This window comes from Mycobacterium sp. EPa45, from assembly GCF_001021385.1.
Taxonomy (GTDB): Bacteria; Actinomycetota; Actinomycetes; order Mycobacteriales; family Mycobacteriaceae; genus Mycobacterium.
Genome location: NZ_CP011773.1, coordinates 4952908 through 4977884, shown reverse-complemented (window position 1 = coordinate 4977884; position 24977 = coordinate 4952908). Strand labels below are relative to the sequence as shown.

27 protein-coding genes are annotated in these 24977 nt (G+C 67.3%); 15 read left to right on the top strand and 12 right to left on the bottom strand.

What is annotated here, in order from left to right; genetic code table 11:
- Positions 1–9 precede the first annotated feature (9 nt).
- From AB431_RS23460 to AB431_RS23445, 4 genes are read right to left on the bottom strand one after another with little or no spacing between them, the layout of a single operon-like run.
- Positions 10–849 carry an LLM class F420-dependent oxidoreductase gene (locus AB431_RS23460; RefSeq protein WP_047331959.1) on the bottom strand — a complete coding sequence of 280 codons (840 nt, stop codon included), beginning with the start codon at positions 847–849 and terminating at the stop codon, positions 10–12.
- A 15-nt stretch (positions 850–864) separates the two neighbouring features.
- Positions 865–1698 carry an LLM class F420-dependent oxidoreductase gene (locus AB431_RS23455; RefSeq protein ID WP_047331958.1) on the bottom strand — a complete coding sequence of 278 codons (834 nt, stop codon included), beginning with the start codon at positions 1696–1698 and terminating at the stop codon, positions 865–867.
- Between the two features lie 29 nt (positions 1699–1727).
- A complete protein-coding gene (locus tag AB431_RS23450; RefSeq protein WP_047331957.1) occupies positions 1728–3212 on the bottom strand; it encodes an ATP-binding protein in 1485 nt (494 codons plus the stop codon).
- A gap of 5 nt (positions 3213–3217) precedes the next feature.
- Positions 3218–4918: an FAD-dependent oxidoreductase gene (locus AB431_RS23445; protein WP_047331956.1), complete on the bottom strand. Its 1701-nt coding sequence runs from the start codon at positions 4916–4918 to the stop codon at positions 3218–3220.
- 282 nt (positions 4919–5200) lie between these two features.
- Between AB431_RS23445 and infA the strand changes: the two genes are divergently transcribed.
- The 8 genes from infA (at position 5201) to truA (ending at position 9953) form a co-directional block, all read left to right on the top strand.
- Positions 5201–5422, top strand: coding sequence for a translation initiation factor IF-1 (gene infA, locus AB431_RS23440; protein ID WP_005140011.1), 222 nt, complete (start codon positions 5201–5203; stop codon positions 5420–5422).
- Between the two features lie 57 nt (positions 5423–5479).
- On the top strand, positions 5480–5593 hold the full coding sequence (rpmJ, locus tag AB431_RS23435) for a 50S ribosomal protein L36 (RefSeq protein ID WP_003879483.1): 114 nt from the start codon (positions 5480–5482) through the stop codon (positions 5591–5593).
- Positions 5594–5775: 182 nt separating this feature from the next.
- Positions 5776–6150, top strand: coding sequence for a 30S ribosomal protein S13 (gene rpsM, locus AB431_RS23430; RefSeq protein ID WP_047331955.1), 375 nt, complete (start codon positions 5776–5778; stop codon positions 6148–6150).
- 6 nt (positions 6151–6156) lie between these two features.
- Positions 6157–6570: a 30S ribosomal protein S11 gene (gene rpsK, locus AB431_RS23425; protein WP_047331954.1), complete on the top strand. Its 414-nt coding sequence runs from the start codon at positions 6157–6159 to the stop codon at positions 6568–6570.
- A gap of 14 nt (positions 6571–6584) precedes the next feature.
- Positions 6585–7190: a 30S ribosomal protein S4 gene (gene rpsD / locus AB431_RS23420; RefSeq protein WP_047331953.1), complete on the top strand. Its 606-nt coding sequence runs from the start codon at positions 6585–6587 to the stop codon at positions 7188–7190.
- Positions 7191–7271: 81 nt separating this feature from the next.
- Positions 7272–8324 carry a DNA-directed RNA polymerase subunit alpha gene (locus AB431_RS23415; RefSeq protein WP_047331952.1) on the top strand — a complete coding sequence of 351 codons (1053 nt, stop codon included), beginning with the start codon at positions 7272–7274 and terminating at the stop codon, positions 8322–8324.
- A gap of 103 nt (positions 8325–8427) precedes the next feature.
- Entirely contained in the window at positions 8428–9066 is a 639-nt protein-coding gene (gene rplQ / locus AB431_RS23410) for a 50S ribosomal protein L17 (RefSeq protein ID WP_047331951.1), read from the top strand.
- A 5-nt stretch (positions 9067–9071) separates the two neighbouring features.
- Positions 9072–9953, top strand: a complete 882-nt coding sequence (gene truA, locus AB431_RS23405; RefSeq protein ID WP_047331950.1) for a tRNA pseudouridine(38-40) synthase TruA — start codon at positions 9072–9074, stop codon at positions 9951–9953.
- On the opposite strand, the gene AB431_RS23400 is transcribed toward truA, so the two are convergent.
- The 5 genes from AB431_RS23400 to AB431_RS23380 all read right to left on the bottom strand — a co-directional run bounded on the left by AB431_RS23400 (position 9950) and on the right by AB431_RS23380 (position 13804).
- Complete coding sequence (locus AB431_RS23400; RefSeq protein ID WP_047331949.1) at positions 9950–10630, bottom strand: cutinase family protein; 681 nt, start codon at positions 10628–10630, stop codon at positions 9950–9952. The genes truA and AB431_RS23400 overlap by 4 nt on opposite strands.
- A gap of 3 nt (positions 10631–10633) precedes the next feature.
- Positions 10634–11296, bottom strand: a complete 663-nt coding sequence (locus AB431_RS23395) for a cutinase family protein (protein WP_047331948.1) — start codon at positions 11294–11296, stop codon at positions 10634–10636.
- Between the two features lie 45 nt (positions 11297–11341).
- Positions 11342–12013, bottom strand: coding sequence for a cutinase family protein (locus tag AB431_RS23390; RefSeq protein WP_082135782.1), 672 nt, complete (start codon positions 12011–12013; stop codon positions 11342–11344).
- A gap of 77 nt (positions 12014–12090) precedes the next feature.
- Positions 12091–12684 (bottom strand): cutinase family protein, encoded by a 594-nt coding sequence (locus AB431_RS23385; RefSeq protein WP_047333732.1) that lies wholly within the window; start codon positions 12682–12684, stop codon positions 12091–12093.
- Between the two features lie 124 nt (positions 12685–12808).
- Positions 12809–13804 (bottom strand): DMT family transporter, encoded by a 996-nt coding sequence (locus AB431_RS23380; RefSeq protein WP_047331947.1) that lies wholly within the window; start codon positions 13802–13804, stop codon positions 12809–12811.
- 74 nt (positions 13805–13878) lie between these two features.
- On the opposite strand from AB431_RS23380, the gene AB431_RS23375 reads away from it, so the two are divergent.
- Together AB431_RS23375 and eccB are read left to right on the top strand one after the other, a co-directional pair.
- Positions 13879–14445, top strand: a complete 567-nt coding sequence (locus AB431_RS23375; protein WP_047331946.1) for a CGNR zinc finger domain-containing protein — start codon at positions 13879–13881, stop codon at positions 14443–14445.
- 36 nt (positions 14446–14481) lie between these two features.
- A complete protein-coding gene (eccB, locus tag AB431_RS23370) occupies positions 14482–15831 on the top strand; it encodes a type VII secretion protein EccB (RefSeq protein WP_047331945.1) in 1350 nt (449 codons plus the stop codon).
- Here eccB and mycP read toward each other — a convergent pair.
- Complete coding sequence (mycP, locus tag AB431_RS23365; protein ID WP_047331944.1) at positions 15796–17112, bottom strand: type VII secretion-associated serine protease mycosin; 1317 nt, start codon at positions 17110–17112, stop codon at positions 15796–15798. The genes eccB and mycP overlap by 36 nt on opposite strands.
- Positions 17109–18434 (bottom strand): type VII secretion integral membrane protein EccD, encoded by a 1326-nt coding sequence (eccD, locus tag AB431_RS23360; protein WP_047331943.1) that lies wholly within the window; start codon positions 18432–18434, stop codon positions 17109–17111. The genes mycP and eccD overlap by 4 nt, the downstream gene beginning before the upstream one ends.
- A 92-nt stretch (positions 18435–18526) precedes the next feature.
- On the opposite strand from eccD, the gene eccCb reads away from it, so the two are divergent.
- Genes eccCb through AB431_RS23340 form a run of 4 tightly spaced genes read left to right on the top strand, consistent with a single transcriptional unit; the run spans position 18527 to position 23876 of the window.
- Positions 18527–22045, top strand: coding sequence for a type VII secretion protein EccCb (gene eccCb / locus AB431_RS23355; protein WP_047331942.1), 3519 nt, complete (start codon positions 18527–18529; stop codon positions 22043–22045).
- Positions 22033–23211 (top strand): type VII secretion-associated protein, encoded by a 1179-nt coding sequence (locus AB431_RS23350; protein WP_144418351.1) that lies wholly within the window; start codon positions 22033–22035, stop codon positions 23209–23211. The genes eccCb and AB431_RS23350 overlap by 13 nt, the downstream gene beginning before the upstream one ends.
- Positions 23212–23258: 47 nt before the next feature.
- On the top strand, positions 23259–23567 hold the full coding sequence (locus AB431_RS23345; RefSeq protein WP_082135781.1) for a WXG100 family type VII secretion target: 309 nt from the start codon (positions 23259–23261) through the stop codon (positions 23565–23567).
- A 15-nt stretch (positions 23568–23582) separates the two neighbouring features.
- Positions 23583–23876 carry a WXG100 family type VII secretion target gene (locus AB431_RS23340; RefSeq protein ID WP_047333730.1) on the top strand — a complete coding sequence of 98 codons (294 nt, stop codon included), beginning with the start codon at positions 23583–23585 and terminating at the stop codon, positions 23874–23876.
- A gap of 135 nt (positions 23877–24011) precedes the next feature.
- Here the strand turns inward: AB431_RS23340 and AB431_RS23335 are convergent, their stop codons facing one another.
- Positions 24012–24284 carry a hypothetical protein gene (locus AB431_RS23335; protein WP_047331940.1) on the bottom strand — a complete coding sequence of 91 codons (273 nt, stop codon included), beginning with the start codon at positions 24282–24284 and terminating at the stop codon, positions 24012–24014.
- Between the two features lie 62 nt (positions 24285–24346).
- Here AB431_RS23335 and AB431_RS23330 point away from each other — a divergent pair, with 62 nt between their 5' ends.
- Complete coding sequence (locus tag AB431_RS23330; protein WP_235435743.1) at positions 24347–24976, top strand: hypothetical protein; 630 nt, start codon at positions 24347–24349, stop codon at positions 24974–24976.
- Position 24977: the final 1 nt, after the last annotated feature.

Genomic DNA, 24977 nt, shown 5'->3' with positions numbered 1-24977 from the left:
TCCCCCTCGTTACGGTTGGTTGAGCCCCAGCGGACCGGCCAGCGCGGCCAGTGCATCCACCAGCTTGTCAGACGACGTCAGCACCTGGACCGGCACGTGGTCGGCGCCGGCCTCCAGATGCTGGGTCAGCCGGGCCGCAATCGCCTCCGGCGTGCCGTAAGCCACGACCGCGTCCACCAGCCGGTCGCTGCCCGGCTTGGCCACGTCTTCGTCGGTGAATCCCAACCGTTTCCAGCTGTTGAGATAGTTCTGCAGGTTGAGGTAGATCTCCAGAGCCTTGCGGCCGACCTCGCGGGCGTGGCCTGCGTCGGTGGTGAGCACCACCTTGTGCTCGGGTGCCAGGAACGCCTCGGGCCCGATCAGCCGGCGTGCTTCGGCGGTGTGCTCGGGTGTGGTCAGGTACGGATGCGCACCGGCGCTGCGTGCCGCCGACAGCTTGAGCACTTGCGGACCCAGCGCGGCGACCACTCGACGGTTCTTGGCGACCCCGTACTCGTCGAGCTTGTCGAGGTAGTCGCGCAGCGCGTCGATGGGCTTCTGGTATTCCTGGTGCGCCTCGGGATGCCCGACGCCGATGCCGAGGATGAACCGGCCGGGGTAGGCCGCCTCGATGCGGTGGAACGACTCGGCCACCGGCCCGGCCGCGGCGGTCCAGATGTTGACGATGCCGGTCGCTACCTTCAACCTGCTGGTGTTCGCCAAAATGGGTTCCACCCAATCCAATTCGGCCGGCGGTGACCCACCGACCCAGACCGCGCCGTAGCCCAGCGCTTCGATCTCCGCGGCCTGCGCCGGCGTGACCCCGCGACCGAACGACCCGAACCTGCCCAGATCCGGCTTGTCTGTCATCGATCTTCCTTTCGGTCAGCCCAGCCCGAGCGGGCCGGCGAGGTCGGCCAAGGTGGGGAGCACCCTGGCCGGTGTGGTCAACAGCTGGATCGGGACGTGGTCGGCCCCGGCGTCGATGTGCTCTCCCAGCCGGGACGCAATCGTCTCGGTTGTGCCGTAGACGATCAGGGAGTCGACGAGCCGGTCGCTGCCGGGGCGGGTGATGTCTTCATCAGTGAAGCCGAGCCGCTTCCAGTTGTTGAGGTAATTGCTCAGCCCGAGGTAAAGCTCGAGGGTCTTGCGGCCAATGGCCCGGGCCTGCTCGACGTCGGTGGTCGGAACGACGGGCACCGCGGGCGCCAGGAATGCATCGGGCCCGATCAGCTCGCGTGCCCGTGCGGTGTGCTCGGGGGTGACGAGTACCGGGTGGGCACCGGCGCTGCGGCGGGCCGACAGCTTCAGGACTTGCGGACCCAGCGCGGCCAGTGCGCGCCGCTCGGGCGGAACGCCGTGTTCGTCCAGCACGTCGAGGTAGGCGTTGAGTGCGCCGATGGGCTTGGTGAACTGCGCGTCGGCCTCGGGATGGCCCACACCCAGGCCCAACAGGAACCGGCCGGGATACGCGTTCTCGATGCGATGGAACGAAGCGGCGACCGCCTCCGGGCGGGCCGTCCAGATGTTGACGATGCCGGTGGCCAGCTTCAGCGTGCGGGTCTGAGCGAGCGCAGGCTCGACCCAGTCCAGCTCGGCGGGCGGCGAGCCGGCCACCCACACGGCGCCGTAACCGAGCGCTTCGATTGCGGCGGCATCGTCGGGGGTGACCCCCATACCGAATGATGCGAACGTGCCGAGATCGGGCTTGGCGCTCATGGCGGCTACAACCCGCGCCCGAACGCTCGCTATTCCGCAGCGGCGGAAAGTTCACCCGGTGTTACCGCAACCGGTGCGGACGCCACCAGCGGCAGCAAGATGATGAAGCGGGTGTTGCCCGGTTCGGATTCGACCCGGATATCGCCCTGGTGCTTCTCGACGATGATCCGGCGAGCAAGATCCAGGCCCAGTCCGTCGCCCTCACCGAAGGGCTTCGTGGTGAAGAACGCGGTGAAGATCCGGTCGATGATCTCTTCCGGAATGCCGGGACCGTCGTCGCAGATCTCGACCCGGATCTGGTCGTCGCCCTGGCGTGCGGTCCGGATCGTCAGCGTGCCGCGGCCCTTCATCGCCTGGATGGCGTTGTTGATGATGACGTCCCATACCTCGTTCAAACCGCCTGGATAGCAAGCGATTTCGGGTAGTGACTTGTCCCAGTCCTTGACCAGCTTGATCGGCTTGTCGGGGCCGACCTTGTCGCCGAACAGTGTCTTCAGCGTGCTGTGCAGCAGCTCATGGACATTCGCGACCTGATATTCGGCCCGGTCCATCTGGGAGTATTTCTTTGCGCCGGCCAGCAGGCCCGAGATGCGCTCGCTGGCGTCGGCGATCTCGTTCATCCGCAGCTCGGTGTCGATGGTGTATTTCAGCCATCCGATCGCGCTCTGCATGGTGGCCGAGCAGTCGACGGAGTCGATGGATGCCTCGATGCGCTCCAGCCAGTCGACGTCCAGGCCGGCTTCGACGAAGGTGGGCGCATAGTCCCACGCGCTGGCGATGCCGTGCTCTTCGAGCCAGTCACCGATCTGGTCCTCGCGGTCGGAGGTTTCCAGTGCGGTCAGTTCCTGGACCTTGGACTTGGCGACCTGTTCGGCCACCTCGTCCTGGATACGGACCAGCGTCCGTAGTGCCTCGGGGCTGAACTTGCCGTCGGCCAGCATGGACAGCTTGTGGCGCATCTTGCCGACGCCTTCGCGCAGGTCGGCCACGGCCCGCGCGGTCGCCGCCGCCGGGTTGTTGAGCTGGTGGGTCAGCCCGGCGGTGATGGTGCCCAGCGCGAGCAGCTTCTGACGTTGGCCGATGATCTGGCTCTGGCGCCGCCCGCCGACCATGTGGCCCTCGAGCAGATGCACGGCCATCGGGAACTCGGTCTTCATGAACTGCGCGAAGGCCTCGGCGTCGAGCACGAAGAACCGGGACGGCTTCGTCACGCGTACCGAGGCCTGGTACACCTGCTCCTCGTTGGGGATGTACGCCGACCAGGCGCCGCAGTACACGCCGCGCTGCGATGTACGGGTGGTCTCGACGTCGACCCCGCCGGAGCGTTTGGACATCACCAGCTCACCGTCGAGCAGGACATAGAAGCACGTGGCGGGCTCGCCCTCCACGACGACCGGGCCGGTCTCGAATGTCGCGATATGCCCGTTTTGGCACAGCGTCTGCAGCTGTTCGGTGGACAGCTTCTCGAACAGGAACAGTGTCCGCAGCTCGTCGGGCAGACAGGTTTCGCCCATAATCTTTATGCCTCCGCCAGGTACCGGTGCACCAACATCACCGCCATCGAACCTTCGCCGACGGCGGCCGCCACCCGTTTTGCGGACTCGGAGCGCACGTCTCCTGCAACAAACACACCGGGCACACTTGTTTCCAGGTGGTGCGGCGGGCGGTCCAGCGTCCATCCGGCCACGTTGAGCAGGTCTGGTCCGGCCAGGACGAAACCATGGTCGTCGACGGCGACGACCTCTTTGAGCCAGTCGGTGCGGGGCTCGGCGCCGATGAAGCAGCACATCCGGCCGGCTTCGACGGTCTCCCGCTGGCCGGTCTGCCGGTTCTCCAGCACCAGGCCGGTCAGGTGGTCGTCCTCGCCGAGCGTGTCCACCACCTCGGTGCAGGTCCGCACCGTGATCGTGGGGTTCTTCTCGATCTGCTGGATCAGGTAGTGCGACATCGACGCTTCCAGCGACGGCCCGCGCACCAGCATGGTCACCGAGCGCGCCTCACGAGACATGAACATCGCGGCCTGCCCGGCTGAGTTGGCGCCGCCCACGATGTAGACGTCCTCGCCGCGGCACTCCGAGGCGTCGGAGACCGAGGCGCCGTAGTAGACACCACGCCCGACGTAGTTGCACGACGGATCGTCAGGGTTGTCCCAACAGCCGGTGACCTGCAGCTGACGGTAGGCCACGCCGGTGGCGAGGATCACCGCGCGAGCGGCGATGGTGGTGCCGTCCTCGAACTCGATGGTGCGTGCGGTGCCGGATTCCCCTGCGCTCAGCTTGATCGCCCTGCGGGTGGTGATCACTTCGGCGCCGAAGCGCTCGGCCTGCCGGCGCGCCGACGTGGTGAGCTCGGCGCCGGAGACACCGGTCGGGAACCCCAGGTAGTTCTCGATCCGGGAGCTGCGGCCGGCCTGCCCGCCGGTGGTCGTCTCCTCGATCAACACCGTCTTGAGTCCTTCGGAGGCGCCGTATACCGCCGCCGCGAGACCGGCCGGGCCGCCGCCGATGACAGCCAGGTCGTACATCTCCAGCGACGGGCTGGTCGACAGTCCCAGCATCGCGGCCAGCTCGGCGTCAGTCGGGTTGACCATGATCTGGCCCTGCTCGCTGATGACGACTGGCAGCTCGAAGTCGTCGAGCCCACCGGCGTCGAGCAGCTGCTTGCCCTTGGGCTCGTCGGCGTTGAACGCGCGGAACGAATGCAGATTGCGGGCCAGGAACTGGCGGACTTCCCACGATCGTTCGCTCCACCGGTGCCCGATCACCTTGGTGTGCGGGATGGCCCGGTCGCCGGTGGCGTGCCACGCCTCCAGCAGCGCGTCGATCACCGGGTAGAGCTTCTCCTCCGGCGGATCCCACGGCTTGAGCAGGTAGTGGTCCAGGTCGACGACGTTGATGGCGTCGATCGCGGCGTGGGTGTCGGCGTATGCCGTCAGCAGAACGCGGCGGGCCATCGGGTAGACGTCCATCGCCTCTTCGAGGAACTGGATACCGCTCATCTGAGGCATCCGGTAGTCGGCGACGAACACCGCGACGGTCTCGCCGCGCAGCTTGAGTTCGTTGATCGTTTCCAGCGCATCGAGGCCGGATTCTGCGCGGACGATCCGGTACCGCTCGCCGTAATGGCGGCGAAGGTCACGGGCTACGGCGCGCGACACGGCCGGGTCGTCGTCCACGGTGAGGATCACGGGTTTGCGGGGCTGGGGGGCGGGTCCAGTCATCACCGTCAAGTATGCGCCCGATGTCCAGTGCTTATTAGGGTGGGCTTCTGGCGTTGGTGTCGTCTTCGCATCGCGTTCGCCCAGAGATTAAGGTGAGGTCAGCACGGCTGCGGCGCGGTTTTGGAGTACCGCCGCCAACCGGGTATCGTTGACCAACGGTGCGGCATCCGCGCCGACTCTTGCGTGCCCTGTCTGGAACTTCTGGAATTTCCTGCTCCCGGCTCACGTTTTGCAGTCGGGGCGAAGGCTGCCCCAAACCGAGAAAGCAGGATCGAAGAGGACATGGCCAAGAAAGACGGTGCCATCGAGGTCGAGGGCCGCGTGGTCGAGCCCCTGCCCAATGCGATGTTTCGCATTGAGCTGGAGAACGGACACAAGGTACTCGCTCACATCAGCGGCAAGATGCGGCAGCACTACATCCGCATCCTCCCCGAGGACCGGGTGGTGGTGGAGTTGTCTCCCTACGACCTGACTCGCGGGCGCATTGTGTACCGGTACAAGTAGTTCCAAGACTTCGATTAGCGCCAAGAAAACGACGAGAACCAGAAGGATCGAACAGCCGTGAAGGTGAACCCGAGCGTCAAGCCGATCTGCGACAAGTGCAGGGTGATCCGCCGGCATGGGCGGGTCATGGTGATCTGCTCTGATCCGCGCCACAAGCAGCGGCAGGGCTAGGCCCACAGCCGAAGCAGTACCCACAACTGAATGCAGACCTCCCAGTACCACTGAGGGCCCGGCGCGTCAGCGCCACAAAGACGAATCAGCGCTCTCATCCACGTCCGGCACGGAGGCCGGACCCCGACAGACGGGGAACGGACTGGGATCAGACCTCCGCAAAGAGAAGGAATCACTGCCTGATGGCACGTCTCATGGGCGTTGATCTCCCGCGCGACAAGCGCATGGAGATCGCGCTGACCTATATCTACGGCATCGGCCGTACCCGTAGCCAGGAGATCCTGGCCGGCACCGGCATCGACCGGGACCTGCGCACCAAGGACCTCACCGATGATCAGGTGACCCAGCTGCGCGACTACATCGAAGGCAACCTCAAGGTCGAGGGTGACCTGCGCCGCGAGGTTCAGGCCGACATTCGCCGCAAGATCGAGATCGGCTGCTACCAGGGACTGCGGCACCGCCGCGGCCTGCCGGTGCGTGGCCAGCGAACCAAGACCAATGCGCGCACCCGCAAGGGCCCCAAGCGCACCATCGCCGGCAAGAAGAAGGCCAGGTAACCCCGGATGGCACAGGCAAAGAAGGGCACCGGCGCCAAGAAGGGTCAGAAGACCCGTCGCAGGGAAAAGAAGAACGTCCCGCACGGCGCCGCTCACATCAAGAGCACGTTCAACAACACGATCGTCTCGATCACCGATCCCCAGGGCAATGTCATCGCCTGGGCTTCGTCGGGTCACGTCGGCTTCAAGGGTTCGCGCAAGTCGACCCCGTTCGCCGCGCAGCTCGCCGCCGAGAATGCTGCCCGCAAGGCGCAGGAGCACGGCGTGAAGAAGGTCGACGTCTTCGTGAAGGGCCCGGGTTCGGGCCGCGAGACGGCGATCCGCTCGCTGCAGGCAGCCGGCCTCGAGGTCGGCGCCATCTCCGACGTCACTCCGCAGCCGCACAACGGCTGCCGTCCGCCCAAGCGGCGCAGGGTCTAGGGAGGATCTGAACAATGGCTCGTTATACCGGACCCGCCACCCGCAAGTCGCGCCGCCTCGGCGTCGACCTGGTCGGTGGTGATCAGTCGTTCGAGAAGCGTCCCTACCCGCCCGGCCAGCACGGCCGCGCGCGGATCAAGGAGAGCGAATACCGCCAGCAGCTGCAGGAGAAGCAGAAGGCTCGCTTCACCTACGGCGTGATGGAGAAGCAGTTCCGCAAGTACTACGAAGAGGCCAACCGGTCCGCAGGCAAGACCGGTGAGAATCTGCTGCAGATCCTCGAGACCCGGCTGGACAACGTCGTGTACCGCGCCGGCCTGGCGCGTACCCGCCGGATGGCCCGCCAGCTGGTCAGCCACGGCCACTTCACCGTCAATGGTGTCAAGGTGAACATCCCGAGCTACCGGGTGTCGCAGTACGACATCATCGACATCAAGGACAAGTCGATCAACACCTTCCCGTTCGAGGCTGCCCGTCAGGCGGCGGGCGACCGTCCGATCCCGTCCTGGCTGCAGGTCGTCGGCGAGCGTCAGCGAATCCTCGTGCACCAGTTGCCCACTCGTGAGCAGATCCAGGTTCCGCTCGCCGAGCAGCTGATCGTCGAGTTCTACTCGAAGTAATGAAGACGTCCGCGGGGCAACCGTTCCGCGGATCACTTAACGGCATCAAATAGCGGTTGCCGAGAAGGAGATAGAAAAACCATGCTGATTTCTCAGCGCCCCACACTGAGCGAAGAGGTCATCGCCGAGAACCGGTCGCAGTTCGTCATCGAACCGCTGGAGCCGGGATTCGGTTACACCCTTGGCAATTCGCTGCGGCGTACGCTGCTGTCGTCGATCCCCGGCGCGGCCGTGACGAGCATCCGCATCGACGGTGTGCTGCACGAGTTCACCACCGTGCCCGGTGTGAAGGAAGACGTCACCGACATCATCCTGAATCTCAAGGGCCTGGTCGTCTCCTCCGAGGAGGACGAGCCGGTCACCATGTACCTGCGCAAGCAGGGTCCGGGTGAGGTGACCGCCGGTGACATCGTCCCGCCGGCCGGTGTGACGGTGCACAACCCCGACATGCACATCGCCACCCTCAACGACAAAGGCAAGCTCGAGGTCGAGCTCGTCGTCGAGCGCGGCCGTGGTTACGTGCCTGCCGTGCAGAACAAGGCCTCCGGTGCCGAAATCGGCCGCATTCCAGTCGATTCCATCTACTCGCCGGTGCTCAAGGTCACGTACAAGGTGGAGGCCACCCGCGTCGAGCAGCGCACGGACTTCGACAAGCTGATCCTGGACGTCGAGACCAAGAACTCGATCAGCCCGCGTGACGCCCTGGCGTCGGCCGGCAAGACCCTGGTCGAATTGTTCGGTCTGGCACGGGAACTCAACGTCGAAGCCGAGGGCATCGAGATCGGCCCGTCGCCTGCCGAGGCCGATCACATCGCGGCGTTCGCGCTGCCGATCGACGATCTGGACCTGACCGTCCGTTCGTACAACTGCCTCAAGCGCGAAGGTGTGCACACCGTCGGCGAGCTGGTCGCCCGTACGGAGTCCGATCTGCTGGACATCCGTAACTTCGGCCAGAAGTCGATCGACGAGGTCAAGATCAAGCTGCATCAGCTTGGTCTGTCGCTCAAGGACAGCCCGGCCACCTTCGATCCGTCCGAGGTCGCCGGCTACGACGTCGCCACCGGCACCTGGAACAGCGATGCGGGTTACGACCTCGACGCCGAGCAGGACTACACCGAAACCGAAGAGCTCTAACCCACAGGGCACATTCCCACCCAGCTCCACCCGCCCAACCTCGCAAGAGAACCGTCCCGGTCCTACCTGATACGGGGACCGGCCCCATTTAGGAGAAGTCGCAATGCCCAAACCCACCAAGGGTCCTCGCCTCGGCGGGTCGTCCTCGCACCAGAAGGCGATCCTGGCCAACCTGGCCACCTCGCTCTTCGAGCACGGCCGGATCAAGACCACCGAGCCCAAGGCGCGGGCGTTGCGTCCGTACGCGGAGAAGCTCATCACCCACGCCAAGAAGGGTGCGCTGCACAACCGGCGTGAGGTGATGAAGAAGATCCGTGACAAGGACGTCGTACACGCTCTCTTCGCCGAGATCGCGCCGTTCTTCGCCGACCGCAACGGCGGCTACACCCGCATCATCAAGGTCGAGCCGCGCAAGGGCGACAACGCCCCCATGGCGGTCATCGAACTGGTTCGGGAGAAGACGGTGACCTCGGAGGCCAACCGGGCACGCAAGAGCTCGGCCGCCAAGGCCGCGCCGGTGGCAGCCGCTGCCGCACCGCAGGCCGCGGTGGAGCCCGAAGAGGCTGTCGGTCCGGACGCCGAGGACTCCGTCGAGGAGATCAAGGCCGAGGATTCGGCGATCGCCGACGCCCAAACCGCCGAGGCTGCCGATGAGGTCGCTGAGGAGCAGGCGGAGGACGCTGCCGTCGCCGACGCCCAGGCCGCCGAGGCTGCCGAGGGTTCGGACTCCGAAAAGGCGTAAGACTCATGAGTGCGTTCCTGCCCGTCACCGGTAACGGTGGCGGGCAGGTTCGGTTGCGGCTCGATGTCGCTTACGACGGAACCGACTTCACCGGCTGGGCGGCGCAGGAGGGTTTTCGCACCGTCTGCGGTGTACTCGAGGAGGCACTCTCGACGGTGTTCCGGACTCCGGTGCGGGTTTTCGGAGCCGGTCGCACCGACACCGGTGTGCACGCGACCGGCCAGGTCGCTCATCTCGACGTCGCGGCCGACGCACTGGGCCACGCGTATCCGCGGCATGCCCGGCCCGGTGAGCCCGAATTCCTGCCGCTGGTGCGCCGGTTGGCCCGCTTCCTGCCCCAGGATGTGCGGGTGCGCCAAATCAGCCGTGCTCCAGCCGGATTCGATGCCCGATTCTCGGCGTTGCGCCGGCACTACGAGTACCGGCTGTCGTTGGCACCCTATGGTGTCGATCCGCAGTTCGCACGGTATGTGACGGCGTGGATGCGGCCGCTGGATGTCGAGGCCATGTCGGTGGCATCCCGGCATCTGGTGGGGTTGCACGATTTCGCCGCGTTCTGTCGCCACCGGCCCGGCGCCACGACGATCCGTGACCTTCAGCGCCTGGACTGGGCGCGCGACGGCGATGCGGTGACCGCCTACGTCACCGCCGACGCATTCTGTTGGTCGATGGTGCGGTCGTTGGTCGGTGCACTGCTGGCCGTGGGTGAGGGTCGCCGCCAACCTGATTGGTGCGCAACGCTGTTGACCGCGGACGCCCGTTCGAGCGACTTCGCCGCCGCACCGGCCCGGGGCCTGACCTTGACGGGGGTGGATTATCCGCCCGATGACGAACTGGCGGCTCGGATCAACGTCACCCGCGACCTGCGGACGCTGAACAAGCCCTAGAGCCTGCCCGCCACGAAATCGGCGGCCTGGTCGATCATTCCGGCTTTCCGATAAGCCGCGGCCAGATGATCGGGCCAGTTGGCCTCCCAGGTGTCCGGGTCGGCCGGGTTGCAGATCGGGTCGGCACCGTGACACAGCTCGATGGTCCGGTCCCGGTATTCGGGGCTGAAGTTCGTGATGGGGCCCAGCCACTGGGTTCCGTTGCCGAACAAGGCGACTGCCGCGATGTGGCTGCCGGCGTCGGGGGGAAGAAGGGTCTTGAAGCCCAGGATCGTAATGGGAAGTGCCAGCACCATGTCGGTGGCTGCCGCCCCCAGCGAGTAGCCACCGAGGACGAGCCGGGTGTTCGGGCAATTGTTGATGTTGTAGATGATCCGCTGGCTGATGTCGTTGGCGCCGATGTCGACCTGGTTGTCGGCGGGATACTTCACCGCATAGAGGCCGATGTTGCGGTGGACCCGGGATCGCAGTGCGCTGACGAATTCGTTGCCGATGATCCCCGCGCCGGGGGATTCCAGGCGGCCGCGCGCGAAGATCACTTCGACGTCGGGACACCCGGCGGCCGCAGCCTGCGGTGCACCGACTACGCCACTCGGCATCGTCGATGGCCCAACCAACATCGCTGCGGCCGCGATGAGTACCGCGACCGCACTGGTCAGCGTCCCCCGAATATGCATGAGTTATAGCCTGTCTGCGGTGAATTGGGCGGCCTGATCGACCAAGCCGCCATCGATATATGCATCCTGCAGGTGAGCGTTCCAGTTGTCGACCAGGGTGTTGGGGTCGATGCCGTTGCAGATCGGGTCGTCCACGTTGCACAGGTCGAGCGTCTTCGGACCATACAGCGGGCTGTTGGCCGCCTCCACCGGACCGAAGATGCTGCGGGTGCCGTTGCCGAAGAGCACCACGGCGGCAACGTGATTCGCGACCGAGGCCGGCAGCGGATTGTTGAAGCCGAATTGCGCTCGGTCCGAGCCCAGCACGACGTCGACGACCGCAGCGCCCAGCGAGTACCCGCCCGGCACCTGACGGGTGTTCGGGCAGTTGGTCGCCATGTACTGCATGTGCCTGCTCAAGTCGTTGGCGCCCGGCACGACGTTCCAGTCGGCGACGTAATTGACTTCGTACACGCCGACGCTTTTCGGGGTCTTGGCGCGCAACGAGTCGACGAACGCCTGGCCGATGCGACCGATGCCGGGCGGTTCGTAGCGACCGCGCGCAAAGATGACTTCGGCGTCGGGACAGTCCGCGGCGGACGCCACGGCCGTCGACAACAGCGATGCGGCGACGGACATCACCGCCGCCGCTATGCTCACCACCGCTTTGACGCGCATGCCAGCCATGGTAGACGAGCCTTGGAGAATGCTGGCAGCAAATAAAATTGCGGGCTAGAGCAGGCCGGCGAGGAAGCCGGCGGCCTCCGCGGGGGAGGGGCCCTTCTCGTAATCGGTGTGCGCGAATGGATTGCGGCCACGCGAGCAGATCGGGTCACCGTCGTTGCAGTAGTCCACACCCTTGCCGGCGAACACCCCGCCGGCCGACGTGATGGGAATGCCGAATTTGGTGGACGGGTTGCCGAAGACTGCCAGGCCGGCGACCCGGTTGGCCAGGTTGCCCGGCAGCGGCGGTGCGGAGCCGATGTCACCGACCTTGTTGCCCAGGGGCGGGATGCCGACGAGCATGTCGACCACCGCGGCGCCCTGGGAGTAGCCGCCGAGCACGAAACGGGTCGACGGGCACGCGGCGGCGGTGACCGCGATGTGGTTGGTTGCATCGGCGGCGCCGTCGGCTGCGCCGAGGAAATCGTAGGTGGCGGGATAGTTCACCGCGTAGGTGCTCACCGAGCGGCCGCCGAGTTGGGCCTGCAGGGAGTCGGTGAAGGCCTGTCCGACGCGGCCGATGCCGACCGGCTCGCTGGTGCCGCGGGCGAAGACCACGTCGACGTCCGGGCACGGGTCGGCCTGCGCGGCCGGAACGACGGCGACCGGCATCATGATCGTCAACGCAACCATCGACGCAACGCCGAGTTTGCGGGCTGGTGTCATGGTCGGGCTGGCCATGCTGATGAGACCCCCTTGGTAGCGAGCAGTCGGCTAATACTCACATACCGAGCTCAGACGCCCAAACCGTTTGTGACCTAGAGCAGTCCGGCGACAAACGAAGCGGCGCGCGTTGCCGATCCGTCACTGCCGTACGAACGGTGGGCGGGAACGTCGTCGCCGCTGGTGCAGATCGGGTCGCCGGCGTTGCACAGATCGATGGCCCGCCCGCCGTAGACCGCACTGGTGGTCAGCGGCAGACCGACCTTGGCGGTGGGGTTGCCGAAGACCGCCAGGGCTGCGACGTGGTCCGGCACGTTGGGCGGCAGCGGATTGTTGAAGCCGATCGCCGGGAAGGGGACCGAGGTGATGATGTCGATGATCGCCGCACCCTGCGAATAGCCGCCGAGCACCAAGCGGGTGTTGGGGCAGTCGTTGACCACGCCCTGGATGAATGCGCTGGCGTCGTTGGCGCCGTCGGCGGCGGCCAGGAAGTCGTAGCTGGCCGGGTAGTTGACGGCGTAGACGCCCATCGAGCGGTTGCCGATCTTGCCGCGCAGCGAGTTGACGAACGCCTGCCCCACCCGGCCGATGCCCGGTGGCTCGTCGGTGCCGCGGGCGAACACCACCTGCACGTCGTTGCAGGCGGCCGCTGCGGTCGGCAGCGTGGCGGGGCTGACCAGCGCAAACATGGCGGTCAACACAGCCGCCGTGGCGGCTGGCAGGAAGCGCTTGGACACAGCGGTAGACGTCACATCTGGATGTTACAGATGAGAGCGGTGATTCATTCCCGATGTTTGCTCGGCGTGCCGTGTGTCACGCGCGGGCTTTACCGGCGACTTCCTCGATCGGTCCGGCGTCGGGCCAGGTCGCTGCCGTGACCGTGCGGTCGCCCTGACGCGCCAGCGCCAGGCCGAGCAGCACCACCAGGCCGCCGATGGCCTGCACCGCGGTGATCGCCTCACCGAGCAGCAGCCACGCCGTCAGCACGGCGAAGAGCACCTCGCCCAGACCGACCAGGGACGCGAAACTCGGCCGCAGCCGTGCCACGCCGCTGATCCCCAGCGTGTAGGCGATCGCGGTGGCCACCACGGCCAGCATCACGACCGGAACCCACCACGGCACCGTGAAGCCGGCGACGTCGGCGTTGTTGGCGGTGAACGTCAGCGGCATCACGCCGGTCAGACCCAGCAGTGCCACAGCGATCGCGCCGACCACGAGCCCGCCTGCGGCCAGGGTTATCGAGTTCAGTCCAGTGCCGTCGGCACTGACCTCGTCGGACATCATGAAGTAGCAGGCCGCGCAGATTGCGGCGCCCAGGCCCCACAGTACGCCGGCCGTGTTGATGTGGGCGCCCTCGAAGACGTTGAGCACCAACATGATTCCGGCGATGGCCAGAGCCACGCCGGCCAGCGTCATGGTGCGCGGTCGGCGCCGGGTGGTCCCCCAGATCCAGCCCACGACGAGGAGGGGGGCGGTGTACTCCAGTAGCAGTGCCACCCCGACCGACAGATGCGAGACGGCGTTGTAGTAACAGAGCTGGGCACCGGCGATCGGGACGAGCCCGTAGGCCACCACCGTGCGGGCATGGGCGCGGGCCTCGCGGACCCAGCCGGGCTTGACGATGGTGGCGAAGATCGCCATCACCAGGGCGCCACCGGCCAGCCGGGCGGTGACCGCAGCCGTCGGAGACCAACCGGCGCCCATCAGCGACTTGGCGAACGGGCCCGACATGCCGAACGTAAACGCCGACCCGATGGCGAACATCAGCCCGAGCCGGAAGTGATCGTGGCCGCGGACCAGCGTCGACATGAGGTACTCCCGGGATGTAATGAGTAAAATGATCGTTGGTCATGACACTACGTCCGGAGGAAGTCATGAGTCAAATGCTTTTCAGTCATGACACGGAGCTCACGTTGCGTGCGGCCTGTGCGCTGGTCAACAGCGACCGCGTGGACGGCGAGCAGCTGGCCGACCAGCCCGCACTGGACGGGTACCTGGACAGCTACGGCTGGACCGGCCGGCGCGACCGCGACGACGCCGAGGTGTCCGCGGTGCACACGCTGCGCGGCCGGCTGGGCCGGATCTGGGCGGCCGCCGGCGACGAGGAGCGGGCCGTCGGGCAGATCAACGCGCTGCTGTCCGACACCCGCGCCTCGCCGTGGCTGACCCGCCACCCCGAGATGCCGGAGTGGCATCTGCACCTCGCGTCGATCCACGACCCACTCGCGCAGCGAATGGGTGCGGAGATGGCGATGTCGCTGGCCGATCTGGTGCGCGCCGGGGAGTTGCGGCGGCTGAAGATCTGCGCCGCCCCGGACTGCGACGCGGTGCTGATCGACCTGTCCCGCAACCGCTCTCGAATGTTCTGCGACACCGGCAACTGCGGCAACCGTCAGCACGTCGCCGCATATCGGGAGCGCCGCTCGAAAGAGGGGGCTGTTGATGAGTGAAACCGCCTCGTAGCCAACTGCTCTAGCGTCACCGGGATGGCCGGTGGCCCGTTTCTTCGAGCTCAGTGGAGTGCGAAGCGCTTCGCGCAGCGCCGATTGGAGTATGCGGTTCTCGGGCGCAAGATGCCGCCCCGGCGGGACCCCCTTCGCGCACAGAAGCTCTCGCTGCTCGTCGGGTCCGGGGTGGGTTGCGTGGTGTTGGTCGCCGATGCGGTCCTCGGGGCGTCCGGGCGCAGCGCGATCCCCGGCGACGCCGCGGTGGTGATATCGCGACAGTCCGGCGCTCTATTCGTCCGGGTCGACGACCGACTGCGTCCGGTAGCCAACCTCACGTCCGCTCGTCTGATCCTCGGCTCCCCGGCGACACCACAACTGGTTGACGAGGCGGCGCTGCGGGATACCGCCGGTGGCCCCATGCTCGGTATCCCCGGTGCGCCGTCCGCCCAAGGGCAGACGACGGCGCCCCCCGATCTGCGATGGGCCCTCTGTGACGATGCCGATGGGAACACCACTGTCACCGCCGGTGAGGACTCGGTACCACCCGACCTCGACCCGCACACCGCCGTCGTCGCCACTGCGGCGCATGGCGACGGGTCGACGTACCTGCTGTACGACGGCAAGCGCGCCATGTTCGATCCGGGTGACCCCGCCACGGCACGCGCGTTGCGCATCGATGGGGTGGCAGTGCGCACGGTCTCGCCGACGGTGCTCAACGCGATCCCCGAGGTGCCGGCCATCCTCCCGCCGCGCATCGCGGGGATCGGGCAGCCTTCCGGGATCCGAGGTGTTCTGATCGGTGCGGTCATGCGGGTGGTGCGCACGGACTCGTCCGAGTACTACGTCGCACTCCCGGGCGGACTTCAGCGCATCGGGCGCTTGGCTGCCGAGCTGATCCGGTTCGCCGACCCGTCCGCACCAGCCGAGATCGACGAGGTACCACCCGAACTGATCGCGCGCAGCCCGCTCGTCGACGCCCTGCCGGTGGGTGCCTATCCCGATCAGCCTCCGGCACTCCTCGGCGGTGTCGGTGACCTCTGCGCGACCTGGTTGTCCGGCCGTAGCGGCGTCGCCCTCGGGCCGCACCTCGCCGGACCTCCCGGCGCCGTGACGCTGGCCGGCGCCGACGGTGACGGGCCCGCCGTCGACGTCGTGCGGATGACACCCGGTACCAGCCTGGACGTCACCGACGTGCCGGCGATGGGGCGATATCTCATCACGAGTGCGGGAGTCCGCTTCCCCGTGGATGATTCGGCGATCGCCGCGCTGGGGCTCAGCGATACCCCGGCCGACGCGCCATGGACGATCATCGGCGCGCTGCCTGCCGGTCCGCAGCTGGACCGAGGCGCCGCATCAGTCAGTCGCGACGTCCTCCTCGCGACGCCGTAGTCGCTTCGATGCGGCGGCGCCCAATCCGGTGAGGCACAGGGCTGCAGCGGTTCCCACGACCGCGTACCCGTGGTGGATGTCAGAGCCGGCCGACGCGGGCGGCGTGGACGGCCGTGGTGCGGGCTGAGGAGGTGCGGCGGTTTGGTCGCTCAGTGCGGCCATGGGGTCGACGACACCGTTGCCCACTGTGGCGTTCCACCCGTCGGCCGGGTGGTGTGCGGTGGTCTCGATGCGTGTCATCACCTGTCGCGCCGAGAGCCGAGGGAAACGTGAGCGCACCAGGGCCACCAAGCCGGCGACCACCGGTGCCGCATAGCTCGTCCCCGACATCGCCGACTGGCCTGCCGGCGTGGGCATCGCGTCGATCACGCCGTCGCCGTCCGGATCCAGGGACACGACGTTTTCGCCAGGCGCCGCGACATCGACCCACGGCCCGTGGAGGCTGAACTCCGACGGTGCGCCGCGGGCGCTCACCGAGGCGACGGCCAGGACGTAGTCGTCGTACCAAGCGGGGCTGGCGATCTCGGTGGGCGCGGCGGTGGTGTTCTGACCCGGGCACTGACCGTCGCCACCGACGTTGCCCGCGGCGACGACCACGACCGAATCCTTGACGTCGACAGCGTACGACAGCGCAGCACCGAGGGCGCGGTCGTCCAGAACCGACTCGGCGCAGGCCACCGACGAGATGTTGATCACCGACGCACCCATGTCGGCGGCGGTGCGCACCGCCATGGCCAGCGTGCCGACATCGCCGACGCCGCGTTCGGAGGGATTCGCCAGCGGGCCGAACTTGTTGCTGGACTGCCGAATCGTGATCAGGGTTGCCTCCGGCGCGATCCCGGTGAACCCGGTCGCATCCGCCGGGTCGGGTTCCGCTGCGATGATTCCCGCCACCACGGTCCCGTGCCCGTCGCAGTCCTGTCGGCCGTCGCCGGTCGAGACATAGTCGCCACCGGCGACGACACCGGACAACCGGGGATGTGGCGCGATCCCGGTGTCGATCACAGCCACCCGCTGGCCGGCCCCGCGCGTCAGCCGCCACAGTGCTGCCATGTCGAAACGTGCCAGCTGCGTTGCCGATACGCCGGATTTCGTGATGGGAGGTGGCACCGTGCACGCCTGACGCCGTTCGGTCGGCTGCGGTGGAGCGGGCGGCGCGGGTGGCGGCAGCAGGGAATTGTCGATCGGTGGTGGAGTGACTGCCAACGCCGGTGGCGCGCAGTGCGCCGAGACGAGCAGCACCGCGCCGAGTACCGTCGCGATGCGGAAAATGAAGTTCATCGAGGCAATCCGATCTGGGTGAGACCGCCGAAAGCTCCGGCCGCCGCGACCGCAGCGGGCACGATCGCCGCGCCGAGAAGAAGCTCCAGCGCCGAGATCGCCCGGCTCATCGCAGCGGAGGGCCGCCCCGGCGTACGCTGCGCGACCCCGATCGCGCCCGCCGCGATGAGCAGAAGGACGCCGCACAGCCACGGCGCACTCGGCGGCCATTCAGCAATGCACAGGCCGACCAGCACCGTCACCGCCACGGCCGCGGAAATCATCTGCGCTGCAACGGCGTACGAGCCGACCTGCCGGGAAGCCCGGATGAGTAGATCGGCCGCGACGATCGCGATGAAGGTTCCCGCGATGACGGGATACGCGGTGGTCACTGCGGTGAGCGCAGCGCCCAGGGCTGCCGTCGCAGCCGCGGACACCACGACCACGGCCAGCCGGCGGTGAGCGGCTCGCGCCCGGGCGGCGAGGTCCACGTCAGCCAGACCGGCCCTCGCCAGGCCGGAACTGTGCACCGCCAGTCGCGCCGACACCGCCAGGACGGCCAGCGATGCGGCCGCGAGCATCGGCCCTACGGTGGCCGTTGGCCACCATCCCATCACCGCGCCCACCGTGGCACTCGAACACGCCATCGCAGTCGCGGCGATGGACACGAAAACTGAAGGAGCGCAGCTCAATATGCGCCACGCGAACATCGACGCCGACGCGATCCCGGCCATCGCCAGCAGAAATGCCGGCATACCGGGCCGTCCCGGGTGAGCCAGCGCCGCCGTCACGCCGGCGAATGCCGCGGCCAGCACGCCCAAGCTCACCGCGCCCGCCCGCGTTGGTGCGCCTCGATGTACGGCGACCGCACCCGCGAGCATGAGAAGCGCGGCCAGTGCACCGATCACGGGATGCCGACGTGCTTCCGGATCCAGGATCGGTTGCCCGAGAAACACCAGCAGCACCGCGGCCACCCATCCCAGCGCACACCATCCTGCTGTGCTCCGGGTGAGTCGCCACATCGGTTGCGCCATGGCCGTTATCTCGCCCTCGACGATGTCGCTGGGATCGACACGAGTGATCGGCAGCGGCCGAACCTCCGTCGCGAGGATCAACAGCTCGCCGTCGGGAATCGCGTATCGGGCGAGTGTCGCTGCCGGGTCGAGCCGCCCCCCACACACCCGGGTGAGATGAGGATCGCCGCCCCCGAACTGGTCTGCGCCGAGCAGGTCGACCAGCGCGGGCATCAGTTCGCCGATCGGGATCTGGGCGGGCAGCTCGACGTCGGCTTCGCGGTCGGTGGTGCGGATCGACACCCGGCACGTCTGGTCGGTGGCAGCCATGACAGCGGACGGTAGCGATCCAGCAGAGTTGTCGAACTCCGCTGTCCACAGGTGAATTGCCCGCACCTACCGGCGGTGTCTACCGTCCGTGCATGGATCGGCCCGCCCGGTTGGCGCCGGAGTTCCCGACCGACGATCTGGTCGTCGGCGCGTTGCCGCGGATCGAATCACCGTCGGCCATCTCGTGGTTCGCGCCGGTGATCGGCGTCGCTGCGATGGTGGCCGTCGGCGCGGTGGTGTGGGGGTCGGGTATGGCCTCCCGTGGCGCGGCGCCGGTCCTGATGCCGGCCATGATGCTGGTGTCGGCCATCGGCATGGCACTGCACGCGGGTAGTCGGCGATCCGGCGCCAGTCTCGATCAGCACCGCAGACGCTATCTGGGTCACCTCGACCGGCTCGGTGAGCAGCTGGAGGAGGCAGCGCAACGCCAGTACGCAGCATTGCAGTGGGTTCATCCGGCGCCGGCGACGTTGTGGACGCTGGTGGGTGGGCCGCGGATGTGGGAGCGCCGCGATACCGATTCGGACTTCTGTCATGTCCGCGTCGGCGCGGGCCGACAGCGGCTGGCGCGCCGCATGGTGCTGCCGCCGGTCGGCCCCGTGGACGAGCTGGACCCGGTGACGGCCGATGCGCTGCGGCACCTCGTCCGCAACCACGCCACGCTTGACGACCTGCCGGTCGCGGTGGCGCTGCGCGGGGTGGGCGTGCTCGTCGTCGCCGGCGATTCGACAGGTGCGCGATCCCTGGTCCGCGCGATGGTCTGTCAGCTGGCGACGTTGCACAGCCCGCAGATCGTGGTGATGTCGGCGCATGCGGACGCCGGCCATCGGCACGAGTGGGATTGGCTGAAGTGGTTGCCGCACAACGTCGATGTCGATGCTCGTGGCCGCCACCGGGTCGTGGTCGTCGACGGCGTCGATCACCGAGCACACGTCGGGCCCGGTGCAACGGTCATCGCGGTCGGGGACGTGGGGCTCGCCGCAGACGCCCTGTGCTTGCGGGTCGACGGCGACACACTCGCGGTGCGCGGCGCTGAGATGGTCGAGGAGTTCGCGACCGTCGACGGTATGACGACCGTGCAGGCGCGGGTGTGCGCACGCCGATTGGCGCGGCACCGGGATACCGACACCGACCTCACCGCGAAATGGTCTGATGCGGAACCGAGTTGGTGTCCGCTGCCCGGACCGCAACGATTGCGGGTGGCATTGGGTACCACGACGGCCGGTGAACGGGTCGACCTCGACATCAAGGAAGCTGCCGATGGCGGACATGGCCCGCACGGGTTGTGCGTCGGTGCGACCGGCTCGGGGAAGTCCGAATTGTTGCGCACGATCGTGGCCGGGCTGATCGCCCGCCACTCACCCGACGACCTGAACCTCGTCCTCATCGACTTCAAGGGCGGCGCGACGTTTCTCGGTTTGGACAGCCTGAATCATGTTTCGGCCGTCATCACCAATCTCGCCGACGCCGCGCCGATGGTCGCTCGTGCCAAGGACGCGCTCGGTGGCGAGATCCACCGCCGCCAACAGCTTCTGCGCCGGGCCGCCAATGCGGTCAACCTCGCCGCCTACCAGCGACACCGGAGCACCGATCCGAGCCTACCGGTGCTGCCGGCTCTGTTCGTCGTCGTCGACGAGTTCGCCGAACTGCTGGCTCAACAGCCGGACTTCGCCGATCTCTTCACCATGATCGGGCGGGTCGGCCGCTCACTGGGCGTGCACCTGCTGCTGGCGAGTCAGCGGCTCGACGAGGGACGCCTGCGCGGCCTCGAATCGCATCTGTCGTACCGCATCTGCATGAAGACCGCGACGGCAGCCGAGTCTCGGGCGGTGCTCGGTGTCGCGGACGCCGCCGAGCTTCCGGCCGCCCCTGGAGCTGCCCTGCTGCGTACCGGCGACGGGCGGCTGGTGCGGTTCCAGGCAATGTACCTCGGTGGCCCGGCGCCACACCGCGCCCGCACCACCCCGTCGTCCGCCACCGTCCCGCTGTTCACCTCCGACAGTCCGCCACCGGTGCCGGACAGGGAGGCGGCGACACACCCGACCGCCCTGGCTGCGATCGTCGACCGGTACGAAGGACTGGGCAATCCGGCGCACCGACTGTGGTTGCCTCCGCTGAGTGGGTCTGCGAACCTTGCCGAACTGGCGCCTGTCTCAGCCGGCGACCTCACAGCTGCGATCGGCATCATCGACCTGCCGTTCGAGCAGCGACAGGCGCCGATGGTGGTCCACCTCGCGGGTGCCGCCGGTCACGTCGCAGTGATCGGCGCGCCACAAAGCGGCAAGTCCACCACGGTGCGCACGCTGATCACCGCGCTGGCTGTCGGCACCGAACCTCGCCGGATTCAGTTCTATTGCATCGATTTCGGTGGCGGTGCGCTGGAGATACTCCGGCGGCTTCCGCATGTGGGCACGGTGGCAGGCCGACGTGAGACCGCGCTGGTCCGCCGGACGCTCAGCCATGTGGCGGCGATCCTGTCCGCGCGCGAATCTGGCACCGGCGACGACGAGTACGGCGACGTCTTCCTCGTCGTCGACGGTTGGTCAACCCTGCGAGAGGAGTATCCCGATCTCGAGACGATGCTCGGCGGCATCGCCGCTCGCGGTCTGTCGTTCGGAATCCATCTGATCCTCACGGCCGGCCGCTGGGCCGACATCCGACCCGCTCTCAGGGACCAGATCGGTACCAGAATCGAACTGCGGCTGGGGGATCCGATCGACTCCGAGATGGACCGCAAGCAGGCGGCACTGGTTCCGATCGGTGTGCCCGGGCGTGGCATCACCCGCGAAGGCAACCATTTCCTGATCGCCATGCCCGACGGAGTCCACGTCGACTCGACCGGGTCGTGGCGGGCTCCGAGGGTCCGGTTGCTACCCGCACTCGTCGACCTCACCGAGGTGATCGAGTTGGCCGGCGAGGACTCGGACCGGATCCTGCTCGGACTCGGGGAAGCCGACTTCGCGCCGGTGGCTATTGATTTCAGCCGAGAGGCGCACCTTCTGATTCTGGGCGAGCGCGGATGCGGTAAGACCGCGGCACTGAGAACACTGTGCGGTGAGATCATCCGTCGTGTGACGGCACGGCCCGCGCAGTTGTTCGTCGTCGACTACCGACGTGACCTGCTCGGCCTCGCCGATTCGCCGCACGTGCTCGACTACACGTTCTCCGAACGTGGACTCGCTGATCGACTCTCCAGCCTGATCTCGTTGCTGCAGAGCAGGATTCCCTCCGCCGACACTCCACTCGAGCAGCTAAGGGCCAGATCGTGGTGGAGCGGACCGGAAATCTTCGTCGTGGTCGACGACTACGACGTCGTCGCCGCCACCTCACCGGATGCGCTGAATCCGCTGCTCGCCCTGCTGCCACATGCTACCGACATCGGTTTACACATGGTCGTCGCGCGGCGGTGCGCGGGATCCGCACGGGCGATGTTCGAACCGCTGCTCATGCATCTGCGTGACAGTGGCGGCGGCGTGCTGTTGATGGACGGAAGCCCCGAAGACAGCCCACTGATCGGACCCCACCGCGCCGCTGCACAGCCGCCCGGACGCGGTCTGCTGGTGGCCCGGGCGGGTGCGCAGCTGATCCAGGTTGGCTGGTGTCCACTGTGACCGACATGGTTCTGGAGGTCGGCCCGTCGGCGGTGACACGACTTTCGCCACGTTCGCGATCACCGGTGGAGGCAGAGTTGGTCGCCGTCGCACTGGCCGGCATCGACGACACGGTGGTGCTCTTTCGCGAACGGCCCGTCGCCGTCGCCGACCTTTGGCGCAGAATCATCGCGTCGAGTGCCGAAAGGCACTGCGAATCAATGACTGTTGTGCATCCGACCTGGTGGACCGAAGACCGGGTCGCCAAGATCGTCGATGCAGCCGCGACGGTTGCCGCCGAGGTCCATGCGCGGCCACGATCGGCGGTGCTCGCCGACGGTGAAGTGGCCACCGTGGTCGAGATCGCCGATGATCTCATCGCGATCAGCGCCGGTGGGCTCACACCGGTGATACAGACTCGCACGGATACTCCGGCGGACGTGGCCGCGATCATCGAGACGCGGCCTGGCACTGCGGTTCTCATCGATGCCCCACCGACCGTGCCCGGGTCGGGGGAGTATGCCCGCGGCCTGCGTGCCGTCCTGCGGCACCGTGGCGTCGACGCCCGGATGGTACGCATCCGCGGTCCGGCGACGCCGCTGCCGGGAGCCCGGTCCACCGTCGCTTCGGCCCCGCGACGACGCTGGCGGGGACCGTTACTCGTGGCGGCCGGGATGGCACTGACCCTCTGTGCAATTGGAGTCACCGTCGCACGAAATCGGACCCCGGCGCCGACCTCCAACGCTGTTCTCATCGTCGAAGGCCGCATCGCTGTGCGGATCCCATCTGATTGGGTGGTCACCCGGATCACGGCCGGCCCCGGCTCGCGCCGCGTCCAGGCCAGCTCGCTGACCGAATCGAACGTCGCCCTGCACGTCACCCAATCCTATTCTCCCGGAGATACTTTGGCACGAGCCGCCGAGGTGTTGAGCAAGGCGGTGAACGTGCAGTCCGGGGAAGTGTTCGTCGACTTCAACCCCGCGGACCGGCGTGGCGGACGCCCGGCTGTCACCTACCGGGAACTTCGGATCTCCCGTGAGATCCGCTGGGCGGTCATTCTGGACGGCTCGACCCGAATAAGCATCGGCTGCCAAAGCGAACCTGGTCGGCCCGATACGGTCGCCCGGGCCTGCGAGCAGGCGATCGAAACGGCGCGCGAAGTGGATGGAACCAATCGCGCCTCGTGAGCGTCGAATCTATTGTAAGACTGCACAACTCGACTCTAAGGATCATCGTGACGACTCTGAGCACCGACTTCGATCTGATGCGCTCCGTCGCTGCGGCCGCCGATACCCGCAATGACGAGATACGGGTTCTGTTGCAGGGCTTCATCACCAGGATGGAGGCTGTACCGCCGACAGTGTGGGGCGGCGTGGCCGCCGCCCGATTCAGGACCGTCGTCGCGCACTGGAATGACGAGTCGGCCAAGCTGTCACAAGCGTTGGCCGGGATCGCCGACACGATTCGCAACAACGAACATCAACTGCGGGAGGCCACGCAACTTCATGCGCAGCGCATCGCCGCCGTTACCGCCGATCTCTAGCGAAGGAGCATGACTGTGGACCCCATCCTTTCCTACGATTTCGCCGAGATCGACGCGGCCGTCCTTGCCGACATCCAGGGCACGTCGGCGCGCCTCGGCGCGGCCTTGGACGATCTGAGCCGCCAGATCGCGCCGCTTCAGCAGGTGTGGACCAGAGATGCCGCGGCCGCGTATCAGGCCGAACAGGTGCAGTGGCAGCAGTCCGCATCGGCGCTGCGGGACATCCTGGTGCGCCTGGGTGTCGCGGTACGGGACGGGGCGGCCGACGTAGCGGATGCCGACCGTCGTGCCGCCGGAATGTGGGGCTGACCGCCACCTCGATCTCTGTGCGGCCCCCGCGGAGGAGAGCCAACGGGGCCGCACAGCATCCACTCGCGCGCTACCCCCGGCGCGTGCACCGCCCCGGCGTCATGGCAATCCCCACCATGGCGTCGGGGCGGATTCCTAGTACTTCAACCGGTCGCGCACAACCCGCACGTCGGCGAACTGTCGCGGGTGGTGCGCGGCGTGCACCGGATGCATGAGCACCGGATGGCGGCAGTGTGCGCATGTCTGAGGCTGCTGGCGGTCTGCGGCGACCGTCAGGTGGCGGCAACCCGCGCAACGCACGACATAAGCCGCGCCGATCCAGTTGAGCAGCCCGAGGTAGATGGCGGCGGTCGCCGCCGTCCCGAGCACGACGATGACTGCGACGGTGAGAACCTCATAGACCGTCATATCGAACCTCCTTTGACGGTACTGATTCACGGTAGCCCCGCCAGGTTTGCGAATGGTGTGGAATGCCTGTTGGAATGCCCAGGATGGGCACGCTGGCGACACTTTCGCGGCAATGCTGGCTGTTCGCGGTCGGTTCGGCCTTCTTCGCCTCGGCCACGGTCCCCGGCTTCTCGGCCGTCGCCGGTGCGGGCGCCGCCAACTGGCTCTGCTTCGTCGGCTCCTGGTTCTTCACCGCGGCGGCCGGCATGCAGCTGATGCTGGCCAAGCCGGCGAGCAAGCTCGAATGGCTCTCGGCAGCAATTCAATTCGCCGGGACAGTGCTGTTCAACATCAGTACCGGCGCCGCGGTGTGGGCGCACGCGACCGGGGTTCGTCGCCACTATGTGTGGGCCCCGGACGCCCTGGGGTCGGTCGCGTTTCTGGTGAGCGCTGCCCTGGGTGTCGCGGCGGCCACGATCGCGGTCGGCATCATCGCGCTGGGCTCGCGGGACTGGCAGGCCGAATGGATCAACATGGTCGGCTCGATCGCCTTCGGGGTCTCGGCGGTGGGTGCCTTCGTGCGGCGCACCGGGATCACCGAGGACGAGCTGGCGGCCAACCTGGGCACCTTCCTCGGTGCACTGTGTTTCCTCGGTGCGGCCCTACTGGTGCTGCCTCGTTTTCGCAAAAGGGCACCTGCGCTGCGAGAATGAG

Excerpts from the sequence above, each read along its gene's own strand:
- mycP (WP_047331944.1), bottom strand. The coding sequence starts at position 17,112 with ATGAACTTCATTTTCCGCATCGCGACGGTACTCGGCGCGGTGCTGCTC.
- rpsM (WP_047331955.1), top strand. The coding sequence starts at position 5,776 with ATGGCACGTCTCATGGGCGTTGATCTCCCGCGCGACAAGCGCATGGAG.
- AB431_RS23460 (WP_047331959.1), bottom strand. The coding sequence starts at position 849 with ATGACAGACAAGCCGGATCTGGGCAGGTTCGGGTCGTTCGGTCGCGGG.
- AB431_RS23400 (WP_047331949.1), bottom strand. The coding sequence starts at position 10,630 with ATGCATATTCGGGGGACGCTGACCAGTGCGGTCGCGGTACTCATCGCG.
- AB431_RS23450 (WP_047331957.1), bottom strand. The coding sequence starts at position 3,212 with ATGGGCGAAACCTGTCTGCCCGACGAGCTGCGGACACTGTTCCTGTTC.
- infA (WP_005140011.1), top strand. The coding sequence starts at position 5,201 with ATGGCCAAGAAAGACGGTGCCATCGAGGTCGAGGGCCGCGTGGTCGAG.
- eccCb (WP_047331942.1), top strand. The coding sequence starts at position 18,527 with ATGGATCGGCCCGCCCGGTTGGCGCCGGAGTTCCCGACCGACGATCTG.
- AB431_RS23375 (WP_047331946.1), top strand. The coding sequence starts at position 13,879 with ATGCTTTTCAGTCATGACACGGAGCTCACGTTGCGTGCGGCCTGTGCG.
- AB431_RS23395 (WP_047331948.1), bottom strand. The coding sequence starts at position 11,296 with ATGGCTGGCATGCGCGTCAAAGCGGTGGTGAGCATAGCGGCGGCGGTG.
- AB431_RS23455 (WP_047331958.1), bottom strand. The coding sequence starts at position 1,698 with ATGAGCGCCAAGCCCGATCTCGGCACGTTCGCATCATTCGGTATGGGG.
- AB431_RS23415 (WP_047331952.1), top strand. The coding sequence starts at position 7,272 with ATGCTGATTTCTCAGCGCCCCACACTGAGCGAAGAGGTCATCGCCGAG.
- eccD (WP_047331943.1), bottom strand. The coding sequence starts at position 18,434 with ATGGCTGCCACCGACCAGACGTGCCGGGTGTCGATCCGCACCACCGAC.
- rplQ (WP_047331951.1), top strand. The coding sequence starts at position 8,428 with ATGCCCAAACCCACCAAGGGTCCTCGCCTCGGCGGGTCGTCCTCGCAC.
- rpsD (WP_047331953.1), top strand. The coding sequence starts at position 6,585 with ATGGCTCGTTATACCGGACCCGCCACCCGCAAGTCGCGCCGCCTCGGC.
- truA (WP_047331950.1), top strand. The coding sequence starts at position 9,072 with ATGAGTGCGTTCCTGCCCGTCACCGGTAACGGTGGCGGGCAGGTTCGG.
- rpsK (WP_047331954.1), top strand. The coding sequence starts at position 6,157 with ATGGCACAGGCAAAGAAGGGCACCGGCGCCAAGAAGGGTCAGAAGACC.
- AB431_RS23330 (WP_235435743.1), top strand. The coding sequence starts at position 24,347 with ATGCCTGTTGGAATGCCCAGGATGGGCACGCTGGCGACACTTTCGCGG.
- AB431_RS23390 (WP_082135782.1), bottom strand. The coding sequence starts at position 12,013 with ATGGCCAGCCCGACCATGACACCAGCCCGCAAACTCGGCGTTGCGTCG.
- AB431_RS23445 (WP_047331956.1), bottom strand. The coding sequence starts at position 4,918 with ATGACTGGACCCGCCCCCCAGCCCCGCAAACCCGTGATCCTCACCGTG.
- AB431_RS23380 (WP_047331947.1), bottom strand. The coding sequence starts at position 13,804 with ATGTCGACGCTGGTCCGCGGCCACGATCACTTCCGGCTCGGGCTGATG.
- AB431_RS23335 (WP_047331940.1), bottom strand. The coding sequence starts at position 24,284 with ATGACGGTCTATGAGGTTCTCACCGTCGCAGTCATCGTCGTGCTCGGG.
- AB431_RS23385 (WP_047333732.1), bottom strand. The coding sequence starts at position 12,684 with ATGTTTGCGCTGGTCAGCCCCGCCACGCTGCCGACCGCAGCGGCCGCC.
- eccB (WP_047331945.1), top strand. The coding sequence starts at position 14,482 with ATGGCCGGTGGCCCGTTTCTTCGAGCTCAGTGGAGTGCGAAGCGCTTC.